This window comes from uncultured Draconibacterium sp. (assembly GCF_913063105.1).
Classification (GTDB): Bacteria; Bacteroidota; Bacteroidia; order Bacteroidales; family Prolixibacteraceae; genus Draconibacterium.
Window position 1 is genome coordinate 13,471 of the sequence record NZ_CAJXYQ010000020.1, and the last position, 20,849, is coordinate 34,319.

At 40.5% G+C, this 20,849-nt stretch carries 16 protein-coding genes; 5 read left to right on the plus strand and 11 right to left on the minus strand.

The genetic code is table 11. The features are described 5' to 3' along the window. The first annotated feature begins 1 nt into the window (after position 1). Complete coding sequence (gene xylE / locus QZ574_RS16470) at positions 2-1,381, plus strand: D-xylose transporter XylE (protein ID WP_297091545.1); 1,380 nt, start codon at positions 2-4, stop codon at positions 1,379-1,381. A 70-nt stretch (positions 1,382-1,451) separates the two neighbouring features. Here xylE and QZ574_RS16475 read toward each other — a convergent pair whose 3' ends face one another. The 3 genes from QZ574_RS16475 to QZ574_RS16485 all read right to left on the minus strand — a co-directional run bounded on the left by QZ574_RS16475 (position 1,452) and on the right by QZ574_RS16485 (position 4,071). Further along, on the minus strand, positions 1,452-1,625 hold the full coding sequence (locus QZ574_RS16475; RefSeq protein ID WP_297091547.1) for a hypothetical protein: 174 nt from the start codon (positions 1,623-1,625) through the stop codon (positions 1,452-1,454). Positions 1,626-1,636: 11 nt separating this feature from the next. Then, on the minus strand, positions 1,637-2,221 hold the full coding sequence (locus QZ574_RS16480) for a superoxide dismutase (RefSeq protein ID WP_347841595.1): 585 nt from the start codon (positions 2,219-2,221) through the stop codon (positions 1,637-1,639). A gap of 185 nt (positions 2,222-2,406) precedes the next feature. Continuing rightward, complete coding sequence (locus QZ574_RS16485) at positions 2,407-4,071, minus strand: nucleoside kinase (RefSeq protein WP_297091550.1); 1,665 nt, start codon at positions 4,069-4,071, stop codon at positions 2,407-2,409. Between the two features lie 43 nt (positions 4,072-4,114). Here QZ574_RS16485 and QZ574_RS19480 point away from each other — a divergent pair, with 43 nt between their 5' ends. Continuing rightward, positions 4,115-4,213, plus strand: coding sequence for a TRASH domain-containing protein (locus QZ574_RS19480; protein WP_363314396.1), 99 nt, complete (start codon positions 4,115-4,117; stop codon positions 4,211-4,213). Here QZ574_RS19480 and uvrA read toward each other — a convergent pair. The 8 genes from uvrA to QZ574_RS16525 all read right to left on the minus strand — a co-directional run bounded on the left by uvrA (position 4,183) and on the right by QZ574_RS16525 (position 16,479). Next, complete coding sequence (uvrA, locus tag QZ574_RS16490) at positions 4,183-7,059, minus strand: excinuclease ABC subunit UvrA (protein ID WP_297091552.1); 2,877 nt, start codon at positions 7,057-7,059, stop codon at positions 4,183-4,185. The genes QZ574_RS19480 and uvrA overlap by 31 nt on opposite strands. Before the next feature lie 76 nt (positions 7,060-7,135). Then, complete coding sequence (locus QZ574_RS16495; RefSeq protein ID WP_297091554.1) at positions 7,136-8,050, minus strand: lytic transglycosylase domain-containing protein; 915 nt, start codon at positions 8,048-8,050, stop codon at positions 7,136-7,138. A gap of 145 nt (positions 8,051-8,195) precedes the next feature. After that, positions 8,196-9,467: a hypothetical protein gene (locus QZ574_RS16500; protein ID WP_297091555.1), complete on the minus strand. Its 1,272-nt coding sequence runs from the start codon at positions 9,465-9,467 to the stop codon at positions 8,196-8,198. 21 nt (positions 9,468-9,488) lie between these two features. Next, positions 9,489-10,259 carry a hypothetical protein gene (locus QZ574_RS16505; RefSeq protein ID WP_297091556.1) on the minus strand — a complete coding sequence of 257 codons (771 nt, stop codon included), beginning with the start codon at positions 10,257-10,259 and terminating at the stop codon, positions 9,489-9,491. Positions 10,260-10,321: 62 nt separating this feature from the next. After that, positions 10,322-11,047, minus strand: coding sequence for a hypothetical protein (locus tag QZ574_RS16510; RefSeq protein WP_297091557.1), 726 nt, complete (start codon positions 11,045-11,047; stop codon positions 10,322-10,324). Next, positions 11,044-12,687, minus strand: a complete 1,644-nt coding sequence (locus tag QZ574_RS16515) for a hypothetical protein (RefSeq protein WP_297091558.1) — start codon at positions 12,685-12,687, stop codon at positions 11,044-11,046. Before QZ574_RS16515 ends, QZ574_RS16510 begins: the two co-directional genes overlap by 4 nt. Positions 12,688-12,698: 11 nt before the next feature. After that, complete coding sequence (locus tag QZ574_RS16520; RefSeq protein WP_297091559.1) at positions 12,699-13,760, minus strand: DUF4249 domain-containing protein; 1,062 nt, start codon at positions 13,758-13,760, stop codon at positions 12,699-12,701. Between the two features lies 1 nt (position 13,761). Next, positions 13,762-16,479 (minus strand): carboxypeptidase-like regulatory domain-containing protein, encoded by a 2,718-nt coding sequence (locus tag QZ574_RS16525; RefSeq protein ID WP_297091560.1) that lies wholly within the window; start codon positions 16,477-16,479, stop codon positions 13,762-13,764. A 634-nt stretch (positions 16,480-17,113) separates the two neighbouring features. Here QZ574_RS16525 and QZ574_RS16530 point away from each other — a divergent pair. The 3 genes from QZ574_RS16530 to QZ574_RS16540 all read left to right on the plus strand — a co-directional run bounded on the left by QZ574_RS16530 (position 17,114) and on the right by QZ574_RS16540 (position 20,789). Further along, a complete protein-coding gene (locus QZ574_RS16530; protein WP_297091561.1) occupies positions 17,114-17,497 on the plus strand; it encodes a hypothetical protein in 384 nt (127 codons plus the stop codon). Positions 17,498-17,632: 135 nt separating this feature from the next. Further along, entirely contained in the window at positions 17,633-17,830 is a 198-nt protein-coding gene (locus tag QZ574_RS16535; RefSeq protein ID WP_297091563.1) for a hypothetical protein, read from the plus strand. 196 nt (positions 17,831-18,026) lie between these two features. Then, a complete protein-coding gene (locus tag QZ574_RS16540) occupies positions 18,027-20,789 on the plus strand; it encodes a phosphoenolpyruvate carboxylase (protein WP_297091565.1) in 2,763 nt (920 codons plus the stop codon). The last annotated feature ends 60 nt before the right edge of the window (positions 20,790-20,849 follow it).

Genomic DNA, 20,849 nt, shown 5'->3' on the forward strand with positions numbered 1-20,849 from the left:
TATGAAAGGGCGTAATTCGTTTTACATTGTAGTTATTACATTGGTTGCCACGCTGGGAGGACTGTTGTTTGGTTACGATACAGCTGTTATCTCGGGTGCCGACAAATCAATCCAGGCCTACCTCATTGAGGGGCTTGGGTTAAATTCGTTGGCGCACGGAGCAACCATATCAAGTGCCTTAATCGGTTGCATTATCGGCGGTAGTATTTCCGGCTTACTTGCATCTAAACTAGGTCGAAAAAAGACATTGTTCCTGGCAGCACTTCTTTTCTTTCTATCAGCTCTGGGATCAGGTAATCCTGAGTTCTTGTTCTTTACAAAAGGCGAACCTACCATGGGATTGTTATACATGTTTAACTTTTACCGGGTAATTGGTGGTATCGGCGTTGGTTTGGCATCGGCAGTTAGCCCAATGTATATTGGAGAAATTGCACCGGCCGATATTCGTGGACGACTTGTTTCGCTCAACCAGTTTGCCATTATTTTTGGTATGCTGGTGGTATATTTTGTAAACTGGGGAATTGCCAACGGCCAACCACTAGAGTGGATAAATACTATTGGCTGGAGACGCATGTTTATCTCTGAAGCCATTCCTGCCGGTTTATTTGGAGCATTACTTTTATTTGTTCCCGAAACACCGCGTTACCTGGCCATTCAAAATAAAGACGACAAAGCACTTAGTATTCTTACAAAAATTAACGGAGCCGAACGCGCCAAAGAAATTTTTAATGATATTAAACAAAGTGTTGAGAGCCACTCGGGCAAATTATTCTCCTACGGTAAATTGGTTATCGTTATTGGTATTTTGTTATCAGTGTTCCAGCAATTTGTTGGTATTAATGTAGCCTTGTACTATGCTCCACGTATTTTTGAAAGTATGGGAGCTGCCAAAGATGCCTCATTAATGCAAACCGTTGTTATGGGTATTGTAAATGTAATGTTTACTGTAGTTGCCATTTTAACGGTTGACAAATGGGGTAGAAAACCACTGCTGATGATAGGATCTATTGGTATGGCGGTTGGTATGTTTGCCATTGGCATACTTTCGTTTATGGAAGTTATAGGCATTAGTACACTGGTATTTATTATTATTTACACGGCTTCATTTATGATGTCGTGGGGACCAATTTGCTGGGTTCTTATTTCGGAATTGTTTCCAAACAGAATCAGGGGAAAGGCCGTTGCAGTTGCAGTAGCAGCTCAATGGGCAGCCAACTACTTTATTTCATCTACCTATCCGGCAATGATGGAATTTAGCGGAGGATTAACTTACAGCTTTTATGGGCTGATGAGTTTGTTATCGTTTGTATTTGTATGGAGGCTGGTACCCGAAACCAAAGGGAAAACTTTAGAGGAGATGGAAAGTCTCTGGAAAAAATAAGTTTTTAGTTGAAACGATAAAGAGGGGCTTGCCAATGCAAGCCCCTCTTTTTTTTATTTGCCTAATCACGCTATTTGGGTTCCCAGAAACAGCGTTTTGGCGACACAATCTTTTCTTCTGCTTTTAACACTTTCATCGCCTTATCCACCTCTTTCTTCTCCAGTCCGGCAGCTTCGGCAATTTCACCTGCTTTTAAAGGCTTTCCGGCAGCTTGCATGGCTGCCAATACTTTTTCTGTACTCATAAATTTCCTTTTTATCCGGCAAAACGTTCTGATATAACTTTCCAGTCTAAAATTTTCCAAAAATCTTCGATGTACTTCGGACGTGCATTTTTCTTGTCGATGTAGTAAGCATGTTCCCATACATCGCAGGTTAACAATGGTTTTTTACCATCGCGCAACGGGTTGGCAGCGTTACTGGTTTGCACAATTTCCAATTCGCCGCTTTCGCTTACAACAAGCCAGGCCCAACCCGAGCCAAATAAAGTGGCCGCTGCTTTCGAGAAAGCTTCTTTAAATGCATCAAGCGAACCAAATTTGGCTTCGATTGCTGCTTTTAATTCATCTTTCGGTTCTTCGCAACCTTTTGGGCCAAACTGCATAAAGTAAAAGGTATGGTTCCATACCTGGGCTCCATTGTTAAAAATACCACCCTCTGCCTTTTTAATAATCTCCTCAAGGTCAGCATTTTCAAACTCGGTACCCGCAACAAGGTTATTTACGTTATTAACATAAGCCTGGTGGTGCTTGCCGTAATGAAACGCTATAGTTTTTTCGCTAATATAAGGCTCCAGCGCATCAGGAGCATACGGAAGTTTTGGTAAACTAAATGCCATAATAATACGATTTAAAGATTTTTAATTGATTTTTTTGATGTTTAAAGGTACAACGTTTTTTATTGAAAAAGGATTAGAAATAAACATAATTTAGAATGATTATAAGCATATCCCTTCCACACTCAATTCAATTCTCAGTTTTACTTTGCCAGCAACGCTGTGAATTTTACTCAAAATCCAGTCCCTTGCTAATACATAAAACTACTGCCTCCTAAAAACTCGCGCAGTAAGGATGTTGGAGGTATTTCTTCGTCACTAATTAATTTGAAATACGAAAGAAATTCGAGTAAACGTGTTGACTCGGTGTATTCCGGCTGATATTCGAGTACGGAATTTAGAATGGGTTCGGCATATTTTTTTAGAACTGCCAATTCGTATATGGTTGCCGAATTAAACATTACATCTGCATTTTCCTGGTACGGGAAGATGTTCTTTTCTTCGCCCTTACGCACTGAAGGCCAACGCTTAATTGTTTCAGCAGCCCGATATCCCCGGTATTTGCTATCGCGAATCATTCGCCGGAGCAAGCGATTATCGGCGGTTGAAATGTGTGTTTGTTCATCAACCGAGACCTGTGTGAGTGCTGAAATAAAAATTTTAAACGTATTCTCTTCGCGCACATCAGTTAGCAGTCCGGGGTTCATTCCGTGTATTCCTTCCACAATCAATATGTCATCTTTTCCCAGTTGAAGTGTTTTGCCATTCGAAGTGCGTTTTCCGCTATGGAAATCGAATCGGGGCAGGCGAATTTCCTTACCCTCGAAAAGCTCGATAAGTTGCTGATTAAAAAACTGTACATCAATGGCCTCAAGTGCCTCAAAATCATACTCGCCATGTTCATCTTTTGGGGTCAGTTCGCGATCTACAAAATAATCGTCGAGCGAAATTTGATAAGGATGTAAACCATTTACCGCCAACTGAACACCGAGTCGTTTACTAAATGTTGTTTTGCCTGATGCTGAAGGACCAGCCACTAAAACAACCTTTGTACCGTTTCCGCGTGCCGAAATCTGGTTGGCAATTTCAGCTATTTTCTTTTCGTGCAATGCCTCTGATATTTTTATAATATCGCCGCTGCGGTTTTGCAGGGTAAAATTATTCAGGCTTCCAATTGTTGAGACATTCAGAATCTCAGCCCAGTCTTTTTGTTCCTGAAAGATTTCAAACAACTTGGCATTGTAATGAACTTTACGTAGTTTTTTGAAATTTTTTCGTCGCGGAATTTGCAGGAGTATACCGTCAAAATAAGGTACTAATCCATAATTGGTAATGTATCCGGTTGATGGCAACAAGTTACCATAGAAGTAATTTCCCAGGTCGTTTAAAAAATATAAAAACGAATACATGTGGCCCTGCTGCTCAAACAACTGTGCTTTATCTTCAAGGCCTTGTCTATTCAACAAATCAACCGCATGCGATGTTATTAATCCTTTTTTTACGAAAGGAATATTGGCATCAATTATTGCCTTCATTTCCTGTTTTATGGCAAAAATATCCGATTCCGAAATCTCTCGTTCCAGGCCTTGAAGCTCGCAAAAATAACCATTGCTAATTCCGTTCTGTACTTTAAAGGCAACATGCGGAAACACCTCTTTTATTGCGGCATACAATACAAAAATTAAACTCCGTATGTACATTCTCACCCCATCGGGATGCGAAAAATCGATGAACTCGATGTGCTTGGGCTTTACCACACAAAACGATAGTTCTTTTACCTGGTGGTTTACAATTGCTCCGCAAACCTGATGCTCGAGTTGTATATTTAAATCCTCGCTAATTTCCAATAAGGAAGTGCCCATGGGGTACACATGCGAAGTATGGGTATTTCTGCAATAGATTTCCACGTCTTTCATAGCCTGCTGTTTTCAGTTTTAGGCTTAAATGTATGAAATTGATATGAGCTATCGGCTACATTTTTTAGGTTTTGGCACCTATTTTGACTTTTTTATGAAAAACAGGATTTATTACGCTTGCTGTAACTCTTGCTTTAAATAACGGGCAGTGTGCGATTTTTTATTTTTACAAACCTCTTCGGGTGTACCTGCACATAAAATTTTCCCGCCATGCTTTCCACCTTCCGGTCCAATATCGATAATGTGGTCGGCTACTTTTATTACATCCATATTGTGTTCGATTACAATAACCGTATTTCCTTTATCAACCAGTTTATTTAACACCTCAAGCAGTACCCTCACATCTTCAAAATGTAGTCCTGTTGTAGGCTCATCAAGAATATAAACTGTTTTTCCGGTGTCGCGTTTTGCCAATTCGGCTGCCAATTTTACCCGTTGCGATTCGCCGCCTGATAGTGTTGTTGATGATTGCCCAAGTGTAATATACCCCAGGCCAACATCTTGCAAAGTTGTTAGTTTATTGGCGATTGAAGGAATGTGTTCAAAAAACTCAACACCCTGGTTAATGGTCATATTCAGCACATCGCTGATTGACTTTCCTTTGTAACGCACCTCCAGTGTTTCGCGGTTATACCGCTTACCGTTACACTTATCACAATGCACATACACATCGGGCAGAAAGTTCATTTCAATAAGCTTTAATCCCCCGCCCTGGCATTCCTCGCAGCGTCCGCCTTTAACGTTAAACGAAAAGCGCCCCGGTTTGTAGCCCCGTATTTTTGCTTCGGGCAACTGGGCAAATAAACTTCTTATATCGCCAAAAACATTGGTATAAGTAACCGGATTTGAGCGTGGAGTCCGGCCAATGGGCGACTGGTCGACCCGAATTACTTTGTCGATATGTTCCAGTCCTTCAACTTTTTTATAGGGTAACGGATCTTTTAATGATTTATAAAAATGCTGACTTAAGATGGGTTGCAGCGTTTCGTTAATTAAAGTTGATTTACCGGAACCGGAAACACCTGTAACACAAATAAATTTGCCCAATGGAATTTCTGCTGTAACATTATTAAGGTTATTTCCGGAACAGCCGGTAATTTTTAAGATATCCGATTTTCCGTTTCGTCGCTTCGCCGGTACTTCAATCTTTTTCCGGTTATTTAGGTAATCGGCTGTTAAGGTTGGCGCTTTTAGCACCTCTTGGGGTAATCCGGCAGCTACCACCTCTCCGCCATGCCGCCCGGCGTGTGGCCCCATGTCAATTAAATGGTCGGCGTGTAACATGGTATCGCGGTCGTGCTCAACCACAATTACCGAATTGCCCGAATCGCGCAATTGCTCCAGTGCCTGAATTAGTTTCAGGTTATCGCGATGGTGCAGTCCAATGCTGGGTTCGTCGAGAATATACAGCACATTAACCAGTTGCGAACCAATTTGTGTTGCCAGGCGAATTCGTTGCGATTCTCCTCCCGAGAGACTTTGGGCAGTGCGGTCGAGTGCCAGGTAATTTAATCCAACACCCAGCATAAATCCCAGCCGGTCGCGAATTTCCTTGATTACCTCGCTGCCGATTTTTCGTTGCCGATCGGAGATCCGGTTTTCTAATCCATCCAACCAAAGTCCCAATTCATCGAGGTCCATTTTTGCCAATTCCGAAATATTCTTCCCATCAATTTTAAAGTGAAGCGATTCTTTTTTCAAGCGCATACTTTTACATTCGGGACACTCGATCGTTTTTACAAATTGGTTGGCCCATTTCTGAGCGGTTTTGGAAGTATGTTCTTCCCGTTGGCTGTCAATATATTTTATCACACCGTCGTAGCTCATCATGTAGTTCATGCTGTTGCCAAGGGGTGTATTTTTTAGCTGAATACGTTCGTTGGTGCCAAACAATACTTCATTTAATCCCTCTTCCGGAATATCTTTAACCGGCGTTTTTAGCGTAAACCCATGCTTTTCGCCCAAGGCTTCAATTTGCCAAAAAATTAAGGTGTTTTTATAGGCTCCAAGCGGAGCAATCCCTCCTTTGGCAATGCTCTTGTTTTTTTCGGGCATAATTTTATCGAGGTCGATCTCGGTAACCCGGCCCAGACCATTGCATTTTGGGCATGCCCCCTGTGGCGAGTTAAACGAGAAATTATGCGGTGCCGGCTCGTTGTAGGAGATTCCGGTGGTGGGACACATTAACAAACGGCTGTAATATTTTGCTTCGTTCGTGTCGTGGTCGAGAATCATTAAAATTCCGTGGCCGTGCTTCATGGCTGTTTGCACGCTCTCTTTCAGGCGTTTGGTACTGGCTTCGTCAACCACCAGTTTATCAATCAAAATTTCGATAAAGTGGTTTTTATAGCGGTCTACCTTATGGTTATGCATTAACTCGGTTAGCTCTCCATCAATCCGGGCGGTTAAAAAGCCTTTTCGTCTAATCTGCTCAAATAATTCGCGGTAATGGCCTTTACGGCCTTTTACCACCGGTGCCAGAATATTAATTCGTTTACCGGCAAAATCAGTCTTAATCAGCTGAATAATTTTTTCTTCAGTATACTTTACCATTTTTTCGCCGGTATTGTACGAAAAAGCTTCGCCGGCACGTGCATAAAGCAAACGCAAAAAATCGTAAATTTCAGTTACGGTCCCCACCGTTGAGCGCGGATTTCGGGTGGTAACCTTTTGCTCTATTGAAATAACGGGGCTTAAGCCTGTAATCTTATCCACATCAGGGCGTTCCATATTGCCTAAAAACGAGCGGGCATAAGCCGAAAACGTTTCAATATACCTCCGCTGCCCTTCGGCATATATTGTATCAAAAGCCAGCGATGACTTACCACTGCCACTTAAACCGGTGATTACAGTCAGCTTATTTCGCGGTATTTCAACATCAATATTTCGAAGATTATGAACCCTTGCCCCCTGCACCACAATTTTCTCTTCTGAATCGAGCTCGGTAAGTTCAATTTCTGTATCTGTATCGAATTTCGTTTTCGTCATTTTTTATCTCTTTCTTTCAACTGAAGAACCTTTAAAAAGGCTGCAATACTTCTTTTCGGTGTTGCTCCGGCGGCTATTACTTTTCAGGAATTTCAACCCAATACCTTTTTCTTCCGGAGTAGGTTAAATTGTTTTCCCTTAGCCAGGGGTTAAAATCTTTCAACACTTTATAACTAACTCCTTGTTTGTGGGCAAATTCGGCAAAGTTGTCTACCGAGCCTTTTATTTCAACTTTCTTAGTTTTAATTACGGGGTATTTTTCGTTTTCGGCCACATAAAAATTATAACGCTCCGGATTTTCCAGAATAAGTTTTAAGGCAACAATCCGATACACGTAACGCGCCGTTTCTGTGGTAATCAGCAAATCGTAGTAATCCTCTTCCATTTGGCGGTCCATTTGGCGGTTTATACCATTCATTCCTCTATTATAGGCTGCGGCTACCATAGTCCAGTTACCAAATTTTTTGTAGGCATCTTTTAAGTATTCGCAAGCCACGTGTGTAGCTTTTTCAATGTGGTAGCGTTCGTCAACTTCGCTATTTATCTCAAGGCCATAATCTTTTGCAGTTCCTTCCATCAGCTGCCAAAACCCAACTGCCCTTGCCGGCGAAACAGCCCGCGGATCTAACCCGCTTTCGGCCACTGCCAGGTATTTAAAATCATCAGGAATACCATGTTCCTTTAAAATGGGTTCGATAACATGGAAATACCTTGGCACCAGTTTTATGTAACGAATGGTTTGCGAGTGAAAATAGGCGTTGGATAACAGTTCGCGGTCAAGTGATTCTTTTACATAGAACCGATCGAGCGGCATGGGCTCGCCGGCAAAACTTACTGCCTCAGGCAATTCTACTGCCCGGTGCTTTACCTCTTTTTTTACTGCAACTTCGTTACTTGCCGGCCTTGCCGACAGTAAAATACTTAGTACCACCACCACATTAGCCAACATCAGAAATGGCCAAATAATTCTTCTCCAGTTTTTTGTCTTCATCACTACAACCTTCCTTTCATTTTACCAATTTGCAAAAATATAATTTTACAACGATTACCGGTTGAATAACAAGCAAAAAGGCCCGACAGTTTGCCGAGCCTTAAGATATCTTTTCAAATCTTAGTCAATAATGAATTAAGAATTGTTAATCTTCCTGAAAAACAGGAATATGGCTTACCTGTGAAATATTTTGCAAGTCGGAATAATCGTACTGATAAAAGCCGTCATCGCCAATCATAAACAAGTATCCACCAAGTGGAATTACATCATAGGTATTGATGCCGGCAAAATGTGAAATCATATGATCATCAATGGCGGTTTTATCGCTTACGTCATACACTTTTAAGCCGGCATCGCCATCGCAAACAAAAAGCACTTCATCGTCGATGCCCAATCCGTAGGGTCCTTCCATCGGATAAGAACCTACCAGTTGGTTGTCAACATAATCATCGGCAAGTTTCAGCACATCAAGCCGGTTAACCGTACTGCCGCATGCCGTTCCGCCACGCAATGTAACGTAGGCATAACCATCGGCAACCACAACAGGATCGCAACTGGTAACGTGCCAAAAATCGCTAACATATTTCGGGTAAGTTGGAATATCAAGATTAAAAATACGCATCCCCGATTGGGTTCCTAAAAACATATGGTCATCGTACATAAACATGGTTTCCACATTCCATCCAACGTTTTGTTGCCCAATCTCATCGGGGTTTGCAGCAGCTTTCACATCGAAAATATGAAGATTGGCCTCGTCAACCGCATACAAATAATCGTCGTACAATCCGAAACGAGCCATTGAACCGCCAACACCAAAGGTACTGGCCATACTTCCGTTGGCTTTAGGTGCGCTACTGTATGCCATATCTTCCATTGCCCCACCAAATCGGTAGTAGGGGTAATAATGATACTCCATTTCCTGACGTACTTTTTTAATTTCCCATCCGGTTACAACCCCTTTATCCTCATCTACATCGGCAATCCGGTAGTTTTCGTCAACCGGAGGTAAAGTGTAAGGCAACACATCTTCCACACGTTTCACCACAGTAGGATTATTAATATCCGAGATATCAATGGCAAGCAAATCTACATAACTGTCGGCATAAAGGATATTTTCTTTAATGGCGATATCAACATTTCCGGGAATTTCGATAAATCCGATATTCTGCGGATTCGCAGGATTCTGATTATCGATGATGTGCACTCCTGCAAATTCTTCAACTACAAACAAATAGCCGTCTTTAAAATAGATTTTTCCGGGGTTTACCAAATCAGTTGCCGCTACTGACTTCACGCTTTGGCGAAGCTCGTCGTACGATAGGTAAATGGGGGAGTTTGCTGTAAATTCCTCGGTATATTCATCCATACACGCTGCCAGTGCTAGCGAAATAAAAAGTAGTAAAAATATCTTTTTCATTGTTTTCATTTTCTGCGGTTTTTAGTTGAAAAGAATACCGATTTTTACGGTAACACGATTGTAATCGATGGCTAATGAATAGTCGCTTTCGCCATCGTAATTAAGTCGGTGAAACTGGTAACCAACGGCAAAGTTCATCCCGAAATTTTGCGAGAACATTTGATTGAAGCCTACACCCGGGTTAAACAGTACTCCGCCCTTACAATCGAAACCATTTTCGCTAATTTCGCCGGGCCAGGGCCAAAAACTACTCCATACGGGATATACGTCGTAGTAAATATCATTTGAATCTTCAAGCGGCACCTGGTATCCTGCTTTCAGAAAAACATAAGGTGTTGTTAACTGTTTTCTGAAATGATACTCGAAATTAGCAAATACCGGCATATAGGATTCTTTCAAAAACTCGACACCAAGGCCAAGTCCGGCTGAAAAATTAGGATTAACAAGGTAATTGGCCGATCCGGATATGGAGAAAGGTGCGGTTTGGCTGTTATCGGCATTGCCGGCCAAAACACCCAACTCGGTTCTGAAAAACCACGTGGAGCTGTCCTGTTCTTCGTTAACCATACTGAGGGGTTTTACACCTTTTGTGGCAAGATGGTCAACATCAGCGGCATCAAAAATCCACACATTGCCGGCCGACTCTACCCTTAATTGTTTACCATCGTTTATGTAAACATATTTTCCTTTAATTATTGAACCGTTTTTAAGATAAACCTGGCCTTTTTCGGTTTGCGCCAAAACGGAAAACGCCAATACCGAAGCACAGAGAAGCAAGATGAGTTTCTTCATAATGTTTTTTGTTTTTATGAAGATGCCAGCTTGCCTACTTAGGTTGCGTGTTTAACAAAATTTTATTCGATTATTCCGTTTTCTTTAAGCAGAGAAAGGGCCAAAACCATTGATTGTTCGTTTTGTACCAGCAATTGTCGTTGGCGAAGAATTTTTCTGATTTCTTTTTTGTTCTCCGGAAACTGAAGGTACAGGGCACGTCGGTTTAATTTTATTTTTTGTAAACCTGCCTGTTTTCCATACAGGTAATATTCCTTTTGCAAACGGTATTCAACTGCTCGGGTTAGTCCGTTTTTATCAACATAAGGACTAACGGTACGTTCGAAAATATACCAGTTAACCAAAAGGCTTGTGCTTCCGTTATACAACTCTTCGAGGTACATACTGCTATGTTGATTATTGAGTTTAGTTAAGCGAATAAACTTCCTTGTAATATTCTCATCAACAAACGAAAAGCTTTTTACCTGATCTTTCTGCACCGAAAACAAAAAATGGCCATTTTCGTTGTACGAGATTAGCTCATCGCTCTTCGCCTGGTATCGGAGTTTAAGCTTATCGTGTACATCGCCATTTACCAAAGTTATGGTGCCGGTCACCCAATCGCCGGGGTACAGAAAATAATAATTGGCATCGGAAGTTAAAGTAAATACTTCTCCCATTAACTTGCTTTGCATGTTGTTTGATGCCTTGTTGAGCTTATAAATGGTTATACCCAAATCCTGTGCCTGCACAGCCAATGCAAAAAGAGCACAAAAAGTTGCTATGGTATATTTTCTTATGCTACTCATTGTATGGTAATAATTTTGGAAGTTTTAACCAATTCGCCCGACTTTGTAATTGCCTCAACCTTAATTTCCAGTTGGCCTTTTACATCTGAAAGCATAAATTGAAAAGGCCACACCCCTTTACCTTTTAATTGCTGATTATAAAACTGTTGCCTGGTGTCGGGTTGCATAGTTTTATTTGTGGCTGCCAAATAGCCGGTTTGTTTCGGAAACTGAATACAGGCAGCGTTAAGCTGAAAAACATTGGGTTGTTGAGCTAACCAGCTGTTTGATTTGTCTTTTAATGAAACGGCCAATACCCCATTGAAACGTAAATCGCCAAAAACACGTTCGCTTTTTACAATATCAATAGCTGCAATATCAGATGATTTCAGGTTCTGAAAAAAAGAATTTTTAAAAACAGGAATTCCGTTAATTAAACGTAAAGGCTCGCTGTTAAAAAAGTTATCCAGTCGCGAGTTTATAATCCGAAAAGTGGCCTCATCTTTTCGGTTTCGATATTGAACGCCAAGCAACAATTCGCGTGAAATTTCTTTAAAATCAGGTAAATCAAAAAACTCATCGGGCACCACATGATTATCTGTAATTCCGAAAAATGGTACCGGATAAGGATTTGTCATTTTAAAAGCCTGCCTATTTGTTAATGGTACACCGTAAAACAGCTTTCGCAGAAATGTACCTTTTAAACTGTTTGTAATAGCCTCTTGCTGTGGTGGTGTTAGTAATGCTGTATCGATTTTAATTTTTTGAACACCCGAAACAAAATTTGGAATAAGCTCAGCCTCATACTCCTGCAACGACGTGGTTAAAGGCTGCAAAATCAGATTGGCATTACCAATAGCATCACGAAGTAAAAAATGAAAGCTCCCACCTGAATCGGGGAAGTAATAATCGAAATAAGACTCGCTGCCAACAACCGAAAGCAAAACCAATTCCTGTGCCGGCTTGCCCGATTCCTTTTCCCGAAGCTGACCGCTTAACAAAACACCATCTTTTTCTTCAAACGGGGGAATAACCGAATTAATATCGGCCAGTTGAAAATTAAGGAAACCGGTATTTTTTTCCGAAAACGGATCGATAATAGTTGCACTGGCCACGATGTATGCAAAGTCATCGTTTGCAATTTCAATGGTACCGTCTACTTGCATACGTTGTTGAAAGTTGGAAGCAACATCTATTTCAACAGCCCCGGTGTTTTGCTCCGGAATAAAATTCCCGGTGTTTTTTAGCACCGGAAGCTCTTCAATGGTCTCTTCAAAACGATTGTACACATAAACGGCACGCCCTACACATTGCAGATTTTTGTTTTTACGCTGCGCATTTAAAAAAGCATGCGCAAAATACAAACCTGTTTGAAGCGAATCGGGGATGGCAATATATCCTTCGGCATGGTTTCCTTTGATCTTTACTGCTCCTCCGGCCAAACGAGCTCCGTGCGGCGATTCTAACTGAAGATGAATAATATTTCCGTACAAATGTAAGGTTTCCGGCACATAAACTTTTAGCCACAACGTATCTCCTGAAATGCAATCGTTACGGTCTGAAAACACCACTAACTTATCGTTTAACGAATGCTGTGCACTACCTTTCATCCCCGCAATGGCACATACCACAAAAAATACTATTTTTAATATTCTGTTCATTCGTTTTTGATTTATGGAAACTGCCAAAACTCCGGAATTTCAATTAACTGTTCTCCAGAAAACGGAATTTCGTAAAACTCTTCAATCGGTCTGAATATAAACCCGCTACTTTCGGAAACATACCTTAGAAAATAACGTGTTTCGTTACTTTTTGAAATTTCAAAATTTCCGAGAATTACCAGCTCTGGGTTGGTTGTACAGCTGATATTACTTCGAGCCTGCACATAAAGTGGATCAAATATTTTCCCTTCCGAATCCAGTTGCTTATTTAAATCGCTGTAGTAAGCATGCGCGTTAGCAGTAATGCCGTAATGCGACAGAATTATAATCCATCCGGCAAAATTGTGCTCTTCCTCGTACTTCATTGTATTGGGAAGAAAAAACAAGGGATGCTTCTTTATTTCTTTTGAAGAGGCGTACTCCGGGGGCGAAGCAATATTAAACGAACCTGCCGGATAAGTTGTTTTCCATCCATACATCGTTTCATACGAAGTCGCCCCAAACGGCCCATCAACCTCAACCAGGTAGGTATATTGTACAATGTGCCGTGCAGTAAACCGATGATAAGGCATATCCTCGTTCTCAGTAATATCGGCATACAGCTGCACCCCTTTGGTTTCTTTAAAATTATCTACATCATTTTCTCCTCCTACCTCTCGTACCTGGCTTTCCTCAAAGCCATAAACAAAATCGAGGGAGGGTGTTTTTGGTACTTCCTCAAACTCCGATTCATAAACATTACCGCCGTACTCAATGCGCAGTTTGTATGCCTCGTCCGGGTTAAGTTTTCGATTTAATTTGTATTGCCCATCATCAGAATGTATAAGCTGAAATTCTTCTCCTGAACTACTGCTAAGGCTTACTTTAGCCGAAACAATTCCAGGCCCTGTACCCGCATTATCGTAATAGGGTACCGACTCGTATATGTGAATAGTATTCGTTTCACTATCGGCCGAAATACGCGCATCGGCGACAAGAACATTGTCAACCACATCAATATCAGGCTCATAAACATCTTCACAAGCTGTCAGCAGTATAAAAAACAACAGGCTATATGTAAAAATACGCTTCATTTTAAAACCTAAAATTGTAAGTTAACGAAGGAACCGGAATTCCAATTACAGAAAGTTTAAACAGCGAATATCGGGTGTAATTATTGCTTTCGCCCGGTACTGTTTTTTTATAATATACCGAATAGGGATTATTGCGGCCGTATGCATTGTAAACTGAAAAAGTCCAACTGCCTTTCCACATTCGTTTTTTTCGCAGGTTCTCGTCAAACGTTATTGATAAATCCAATCGATGATAAGGCGGCATTCGGTACTTGTTCCGCTCTGAATAGTACACCAGGTTTTCACCGGCAAATTCATACTTAATTTCCGGAAGAGTGGTTGGCCTCCCCGATACGAACACAAAATTTCCAGAAAAACGCCACCGGCGGCTAATGTTGTAAGTTGCTGTTAGCGAAAAATCGTGTGGTTTATCATAAATCGACGGATAATAGTCGCCATTCCAAAGGTTTTCCTCATCAAACTGACTGTTATTTTTACGCATCGTTCTGGAGTAAACATAGCTGGCATATCCGGTTAAGCGGCCCTGGTTTTTTCGTGCACTGAGTTCAATTCCGTACGAGTACCCTTTGGTTGGCACCAGGGCTGTTTCAACATACTCATTCATAATCAGCTGTGCACCATTTTTATATTCAATCAGGTTCTGCAGATTTTTATAATACACTTCCGTTGTAAACTCGATGCCTGAGAGTAAGGAATTGTTTTCTACCCCCACAGCAAGCTGGTCTGAAATAAGTGGTTTTAAATGATAATCGGCGGCTTTCCAGGTTTCGGCAGGAGAGATTACTGCATTGTTACTGAGCTGAAAAATATTTTGGCGGGTTCGCTGGTAGCTAAATTTCAAGGTTGTATTCATGCTAAAATCGAAATTCAGAGCCAGTCGGGGCTCCAATCCTCCGTAGGATGCTGATACTTCGTTTTTACCAAATTGCAAAGAATCGATCACCGTCTCAGGCGATTTGGGCTCATTAGGATCGTAGAGGTAAACCAAAGGAGTACCAATGTTGCTAAAATGATTGTAACGCAATCCGGCAACAATTGAAAAATGGGGTAAAACCTGGAACTCGTCACTAACAAAAACCGACCAATCAAGCGTTTTTTCAGCGTTTAGTTTTTGATACTCGATAACTGAGGTATCCTGGTAAGGAGTTATTTCTCCGGGACTTATGCGATTGTAAACCGCTTTAAACCCCGCTTCGGAATTATGCCTTTCGGTAGGATGCCATTTAAAACTATAAGCAAACGAACCATATTCTAACTGATTATCAAGAAAGTAAGCTTCGTAAGGCTTGCTGTTGGCCAAATCGGTTAGTCGGTAATCGTAACGGCTATAGGCGGTTTCAAGTTGCCCGTAAAACTTTTCGCCAAATCGATTATTTACCTGCAAATTGCCCAACAAGTTACCATATTCGGTTATGGATTGCGAACTGGTACTAAATTCATCGAAACTGGTGTAGGCCATTGCACTTATTTTGTTGTGCTGGTTAAATTTATAGGTAACTTTCCCCGACAAATCGTAAAAGTGAGTAACCCCTTCGTTGAGTTCAAGGTTAGGAATTTCCTGTAAAATCCAGTCGGTGTACGAGCTGCGCCCACCAATAACTGTAGTTAGTTTTTTATTTTTTGTTAATGGCCCGTCAATGGCCAAACGCGAGTTTATTATTCCAATTCCTCCGTAAACACGCATGGTTTCATCGTTCCCTTCCTTAAAGTCAACCTCCATAACCGAGGCTACGCGCTCGCCGTAGCGAGCCGGCATTCCTCCTTTAAACAGTCGTACATTTTCCACCACATCGGGATTAATTAACGACATAAAACCAAAAAGATGAGATGAATTAAACACGGGACTTCCGTTAACAAGAATCAGGTTTTGATCGGTATTCCCGCCACGCACATTAAATCCCGATGACAGTTCGCTAACGGTTTGCACACCAGCAAGAATAGTTAGGCCTTTTAACACATCTACCTCTCCCATAAGGGCAGGCAGTTGTTTAATTTCCTTTCCACTCATTTGCACCATACTCATTTGTGCCCGTGGCAAATCGGCATTGGTACCAAGCACCGTTACCTCATCAATATTATGCGATTCTTCAAACAACTGAAAATCAGCCGATCCATCTTCAATTAAACGGATATTTACACTTGCCCCCTCAAAACCAATATAGGTAATATTTAACTTCACATCGCCGGTGGGCAGGTCTAATTCAAAAGTTCCATCGTTTGCCGTAGTGGTTCCTTTTTGATGTTTATTACAATAAACAACCGCTCCAACCAAAGGTGCTCCATCTTTACCGTCTACTACCCTCCCCTTTAATAGTGCAGTTTTGTATCGCCCCAAATTCATGGGATTACCAACCACCAGGGTTTGTGTATAGTCATCAAATTTCGAACGTGTGTCTGCCGATCTACGAAAAATTACGATACCGTTATCCTGAAAGAATTCATAGGTTAAATCGTGTTCGAAAAAAAGATTATTAAGTGCCTGAAGTAATGGGGTATTATTAAACTGCTTATTAATGGTGTAATTAGCAAGCCAGGCTTCTTTATAATAAACTCTAAGATTATAGTTTTTTTCCAAATCTTTAACAAAGTCTGATAGAGCCTGATTATGGTACGAACCAGAGATTTTTATCTCCCCGAGTTGTTGCGCATGGGACTTTAGTCCAAATCCCGCAACCAGAGATAAACAGCTAATTATAAAACCAACAAGTGTATTTTTCAATTTTTGATCCCGGGTTTAGTGTTTCTGTTCAACTGCGTTTTTTTAACTGCGTTTAATTGCTATACAAAGCAACAACAAAATATTTTATGCATTGCTATGCTTGTTATAAAAATTAGTTTATTGTTATGCTATTTTAAATAACTTCTACTATGCAGCTGTCGTTTACTTTTTCTGAATTATGCAGCCTATCGTATTTAACAATAGTAATTAAAAGCAACAAAGCATTACAACTTATATATTCAAATTTTTATTCTGCCTATTTTTTCTCATTATAAGTTTATCTGATTCTGCAACTTACACACTATTTGTGCGTGTTTCAACAATAACATTTCAAACAAATGCAAACAACAAACTACCTGTACTAATTTTTTTTCTTTGACAGGTGGGTTAAAAAAGAGCAAAACGAAGTAAACATAAACACCCCACTTTCCGAAATACCTACCTAAGTTTCAGTATTTTACGGGGGTTACCTTTTATCCGCTCGCAGTATATTAAGTAAAGGACGTAACTCTTCTCATCAGTAAAAAACGGGTTTATTATAAGATAAACCGTTAATTGAATTTGTAAGGCACATGCTGGCTTGCTTGTCGACTTTGTATTAAAAATTAGTAATTCAATTTAAATTTTTTGGTGTATGAAAGCATTGGCAAAATTAATTCACAGAACCCCGGCATCTTATTTACCAACCGTTTTCCCGGCACACTATTATGGTATGCCAAACGGAAAGATATACCTGGTGTTTTCACGTTTTTACGAGCTGGCGTTCGGACAATCGGGAATTGAATTTGTTTTTGCCGAACATCAGGATTATTCATACAATTATGAAACAGAAGAGATTATCCCCTCGCGAAATTCTACGGCTAAGAATAAGGTTTTTGCCGAACAGGTTGATCATCCCAATTCGCGATTCTATATTTTTAGTACCAAACGCAACCTACAATCGTATGGGCAAGCTCAAACATTTTTAAACCAGGAAGCGATGAAAATGTATGGCTATGCCCTGCAATGCACCAACTAATTTTAAAAAGGCGTAGGTATTTTTTCTCATACCCCTATTTTTTTTAAGCACTTCACTCGCTCTTTTTCAGCATTTGATACTTGCTTTTAGCTACGGCGCAACCGTACCTTTATACAACTACTTCAAATAAGAAAAATGAAAGCGTATTGGAACAATAAAGTGGAGGAGATTAGACACCTTAACCTGGTAAATGCAGCAGACATTTGCAACCGCGGAGCACAACCCTTGTGCATTGTTAATAACGAAACTGTTAACCAACAAATATTTACAGAGTTATTTCAGGAAATTGACTACGAACTGCTACTTCGGCAAAAAATTTTTGGGATTAACTAAATTCATCAATCGCCTAATTTTATTGCTGAAATACAACTAAAAATCACTTAATCATCACAAATTAGCCATTAGCAACCAACTTCTTTTTTTTAATATTTGTACGGCAATAAGTAGCTTATCGAAACAAAAAAACTGTACCTTAAGCTAACTTTTTACTTTTCAATTGTTATTGTACATAAACAACAATTATATTGTGATGTCAAATCTGCAAATTTTAATCAACCAATTAGGAAAACCCTACGCCGATCTTGAATTTTTGTTAAGCTGTTTTAGCGAAGTTTTAGTTGAAAACGGAGAAGCTGAATTAGCTGAAGTGATGCCATGGATAAGCTCAAACAATGCCAGAGATATTGAAAATTTTACTCACCAACATTTTCATATGTTTTCGGTTTGTTTTCAGTTGCTCAACCTGGCTGAAACAAATGGAGCTGTGCAACAACGACGAAAAACAGAAGAAGGAAACTCCTTAACCGCCATAAACGGGCTTTGGGCAAACAGCTTAAAAATTCTTAAGGATAAAGAGATTTCACCCGACAACATTATAAAAACATTTAAAGAAATTTCGGTTCAACCCGTTTTAACAGCACACCCTACCGAAGCAAAACGACCGGTAATTTTAAAAAAATACCGCGAGCTCTACCTACTGCTGGTTAAACGCGAAAACTCGATGTATAACTCGTATGAATTGGAAGAAAACCGTAACGAGATAAAACGTATCCTATCGACCATTTGGCACATTGATGAATTTTATGTGGAAAAACCAACGGTTGAAACAGAACTGGATAATGCCATTCATTATTTTGTAAACGTTTTCCCGGAAGTGGTACAGCTGTTAAACCGCCGACTGGCGCAAGCCTGGCAATACTCGGGCTTTGATTTAAATAAACTGCTGAATGATAATAATTTTCCACAATTAAAGTTTGGCACCTGGATTGGTGGCGACCGCGACGGACATCCACTTGTAACTGCTGATGTTACCCAAAAAGCATTGCTTAAGCTACGGCTAAATGCGCTAATGGTAATTAAAAACGAACTGAATCGACTGGCTGATGACCTGAGTTTTTATTTTGATATTGCAGAGCTGCCAGACCCTATGCTTCAGCGCTTTAAGCATATGGTAGCAGAAACGGGAAATGAAAATAAAACACTCATTTCTACATCGAAAAACGAAGCCTTTAAGATGTTGGTGCTGTTGTTTGTCAACAAGCTTCCGGTAAACCCGGAGCATGCTGAGATGCTTGACTTGCACGATAAAAAAGGCACTTATACCTGCTCCAAACAATTGGTTGAAGATTTGGAACTATTAAAGGAATCGTTGCTGCAAAAAAAATATAACGACCTTGCCTATCAATCCGTCAACCGGGCTATTTATTTTGTAAAAACCTTTGGTTTTCATTTAGCCGAACTCGATATCAGGCAAAACAGCCGATACTACCAGCTGGCTCTTGAACAGTTGGTAGAAAAATCAAATCCGGGAAATACACAACAGCCTGACTGGGACATCAATGAAAAGAAAAGCTTTCTGACTAAAGAATTAAAGTCGGCACGCCCGTTTGTGCAAGATTACAGCACATTAGCTACCGAATCAAAAAATACACTGGAGTGTTTTCAATTACTAAACACGCACATCAGAAATTATTCGCACTACTCCATTGGTTCGCTGATTGTTAGCATGACAAAGAATGCCAGCGATCTTCTTACCGTTTATATTTTGGCCCGCGAAGCAGGATTAACGCTTTTTAATGAAACAATGATTATTAAGCTTCATGTGGTACCTCTTTTTGAAACCATTCAGGATTTGATTGACAGCCCGGCCATTTTAGAGGAATATTTTAGCTACCCGGAAGTACAAAACAGCCTTGAGTACCAGCGAAAAGAAAAAAATCTTCCTGTAAAAACACAGGAAATTATGATAGGTTACAGCGATAGTAATAAAGATGGAGGAATACTGGCCAGTGCCTGGTTTCTTTATAAGGCACAAAAAGAAATTGCGGAGGTTGGAAAGAAGTTTGGAATCCACATTAAGTTTTTCCACGGAAAAGGAGGGTCAATCAGCCGCGGTGCCGGACCAATCCACTGGTTCTTACGTTCGCTCCCACACGGAACACTATCGGGGCATTTTAAAATTACCGAACAGGGCGAAAGCATTGAAAAGAAATATGCCAATAAAATAAATGCCGTGTATAACCTTGAACTAATGATTGCCGGCAATACCTTAAACACGCTTTTACATAAACATTTGCCTGAAGATATTGATGAAATCTCAGACATTATGGAGTTTATGGGGCAGGAAAGTTTTACAATTTATACCGGTTTGCTTAATAACAACCATTTTTTAAACTATTACCAGCAAGCTACACCCATTGATATAATTGAGGAAAGTAAAATTGGTTCCCGTCCGGCGCGACGAACCGGAAAACGCAGTTTTGCCGATTTACGTGCCATCCCCTGGGTATTTAGCTGGGGACAGGCCAGGTACCATATTACCAGTTGGTATGGCGTTGGCTCTACCCTCGAAAAAATGAAAAACCAATTCCCCGAAAAGTATGATAAGCTGAAAAAATTGATTCCGCGTAACCAGTTTGTACGCTACGTACTTACCAATGTTGATACCAGTTTAGCCAGCACCGATAAACAAATAATGGAGCTTTATGCCGGGCTTGTTACAACAGACGAAACAAGATCGGAAATTTTAAATCAGCTATTGCAAGAGTTTGAGAAAACACAAAATTTAATGAATGAACTTTTGGGGCGTCCGATTAACGAGCGGCGCAAAAACCATTATTTCTCGACTAAATTAAGAGCAGAAGCCCTTGAGACTCTGCATCGCTACCAGGTGAACTATCTGGAAAAATGGCGTTCTCAAGCGTTCGGCAACGAAAATGAAAAACAAGAAACTTTGAACAAATTACTGCTATCGGTTAATGCCATTGCCAATGCCATGGGAACAACAGGTTAAATGAGCATTCAATAAAAAAAAGCCCCTAACATCATTAAAAAAGAAAACAGCCAGGTTAAC

Coding starts and splice junctions, on each gene's coding strand:
- QZ574_RS16520 (WP_297091559.1), bottom strand. CDS start 13,760: ATGAAGCGTATTTTTACATATAGCCTGTTGTTTTTTATACTGCTGACA.
- QZ574_RS16535 (WP_297091563.1), top strand. CDS start 17,633: ATGAAAGCGTATTGGAACAATAAAGTGGAGGAGATTAGACACCTTAAC.
- QZ574_RS16530 (WP_297091561.1), top strand. CDS start 17,114: ATGAAAGCATTGGCAAAATTAATTCACAGAACCCCGGCATCTTATTTA.
- QZ574_RS16540 (WP_297091565.1), top strand. CDS start 18,027: ATGTCAAATCTGCAAATTTTAATCAACCAATTAGGAAAACCCTACGCC.
- QZ574_RS16495 (WP_297091554.1), bottom strand. CDS start 8,050: ATGAAGACAAAAAACTGGAGAAGAATTATTTGGCCATTTCTGATGTTG.
- QZ574_RS19480 (WP_363314396.1), top strand. CDS start 4,115: ATGAGCTATCGGCTACATTTTTTAGGTTTTGGCACCTATTTTGACTTT.
- xylE (WP_297091545.1), top strand. CDS start 2: ATGAAAGGGCGTAATTCGTTTTACATTGTAGTTATTACATTGGTTGCC.
- QZ574_RS16515 (WP_297091558.1), bottom strand. CDS start 12,687: ATGAACAGAATATTAAAAATAGTATTTTTTGTGGTATGTGCCATTGCG.
- QZ574_RS16505 (WP_297091556.1), bottom strand. CDS start 10,259: ATGAAGAAACTCATCTTGCTTCTCTGTGCTTCGGTATTGGCGTTTTCC.
- QZ574_RS16500 (WP_297091555.1), bottom strand. CDS start 9,467: ATGAAAAAGATATTTTTACTACTTTTTATTTCGCTAGCACTGGCAGCG.
- uvrA (WP_297091552.1), bottom strand. CDS start 7,059: ATGACGAAAACGAAATTCGATACAGATACAGAAATTGAACTTACCGAG.
- QZ574_RS16510 (WP_297091557.1), bottom strand. CDS start 11,047: ATGAGTAGCATAAGAAAATATACCATAGCAACTTTTTGTGCTCTTTTT.
- QZ574_RS16485 (WP_297091550.1), bottom strand. CDS start 4,071: ATGAAAGACGTGGAAATCTATTGCAGAAATACCCATACTTCGCATGTG.
- QZ574_RS16475 (WP_297091547.1), bottom strand. CDS start 1,625: ATGAGTACAGAAAAAGTATTGGCAGCCATGCAAGCTGCCGGAAAGCCT.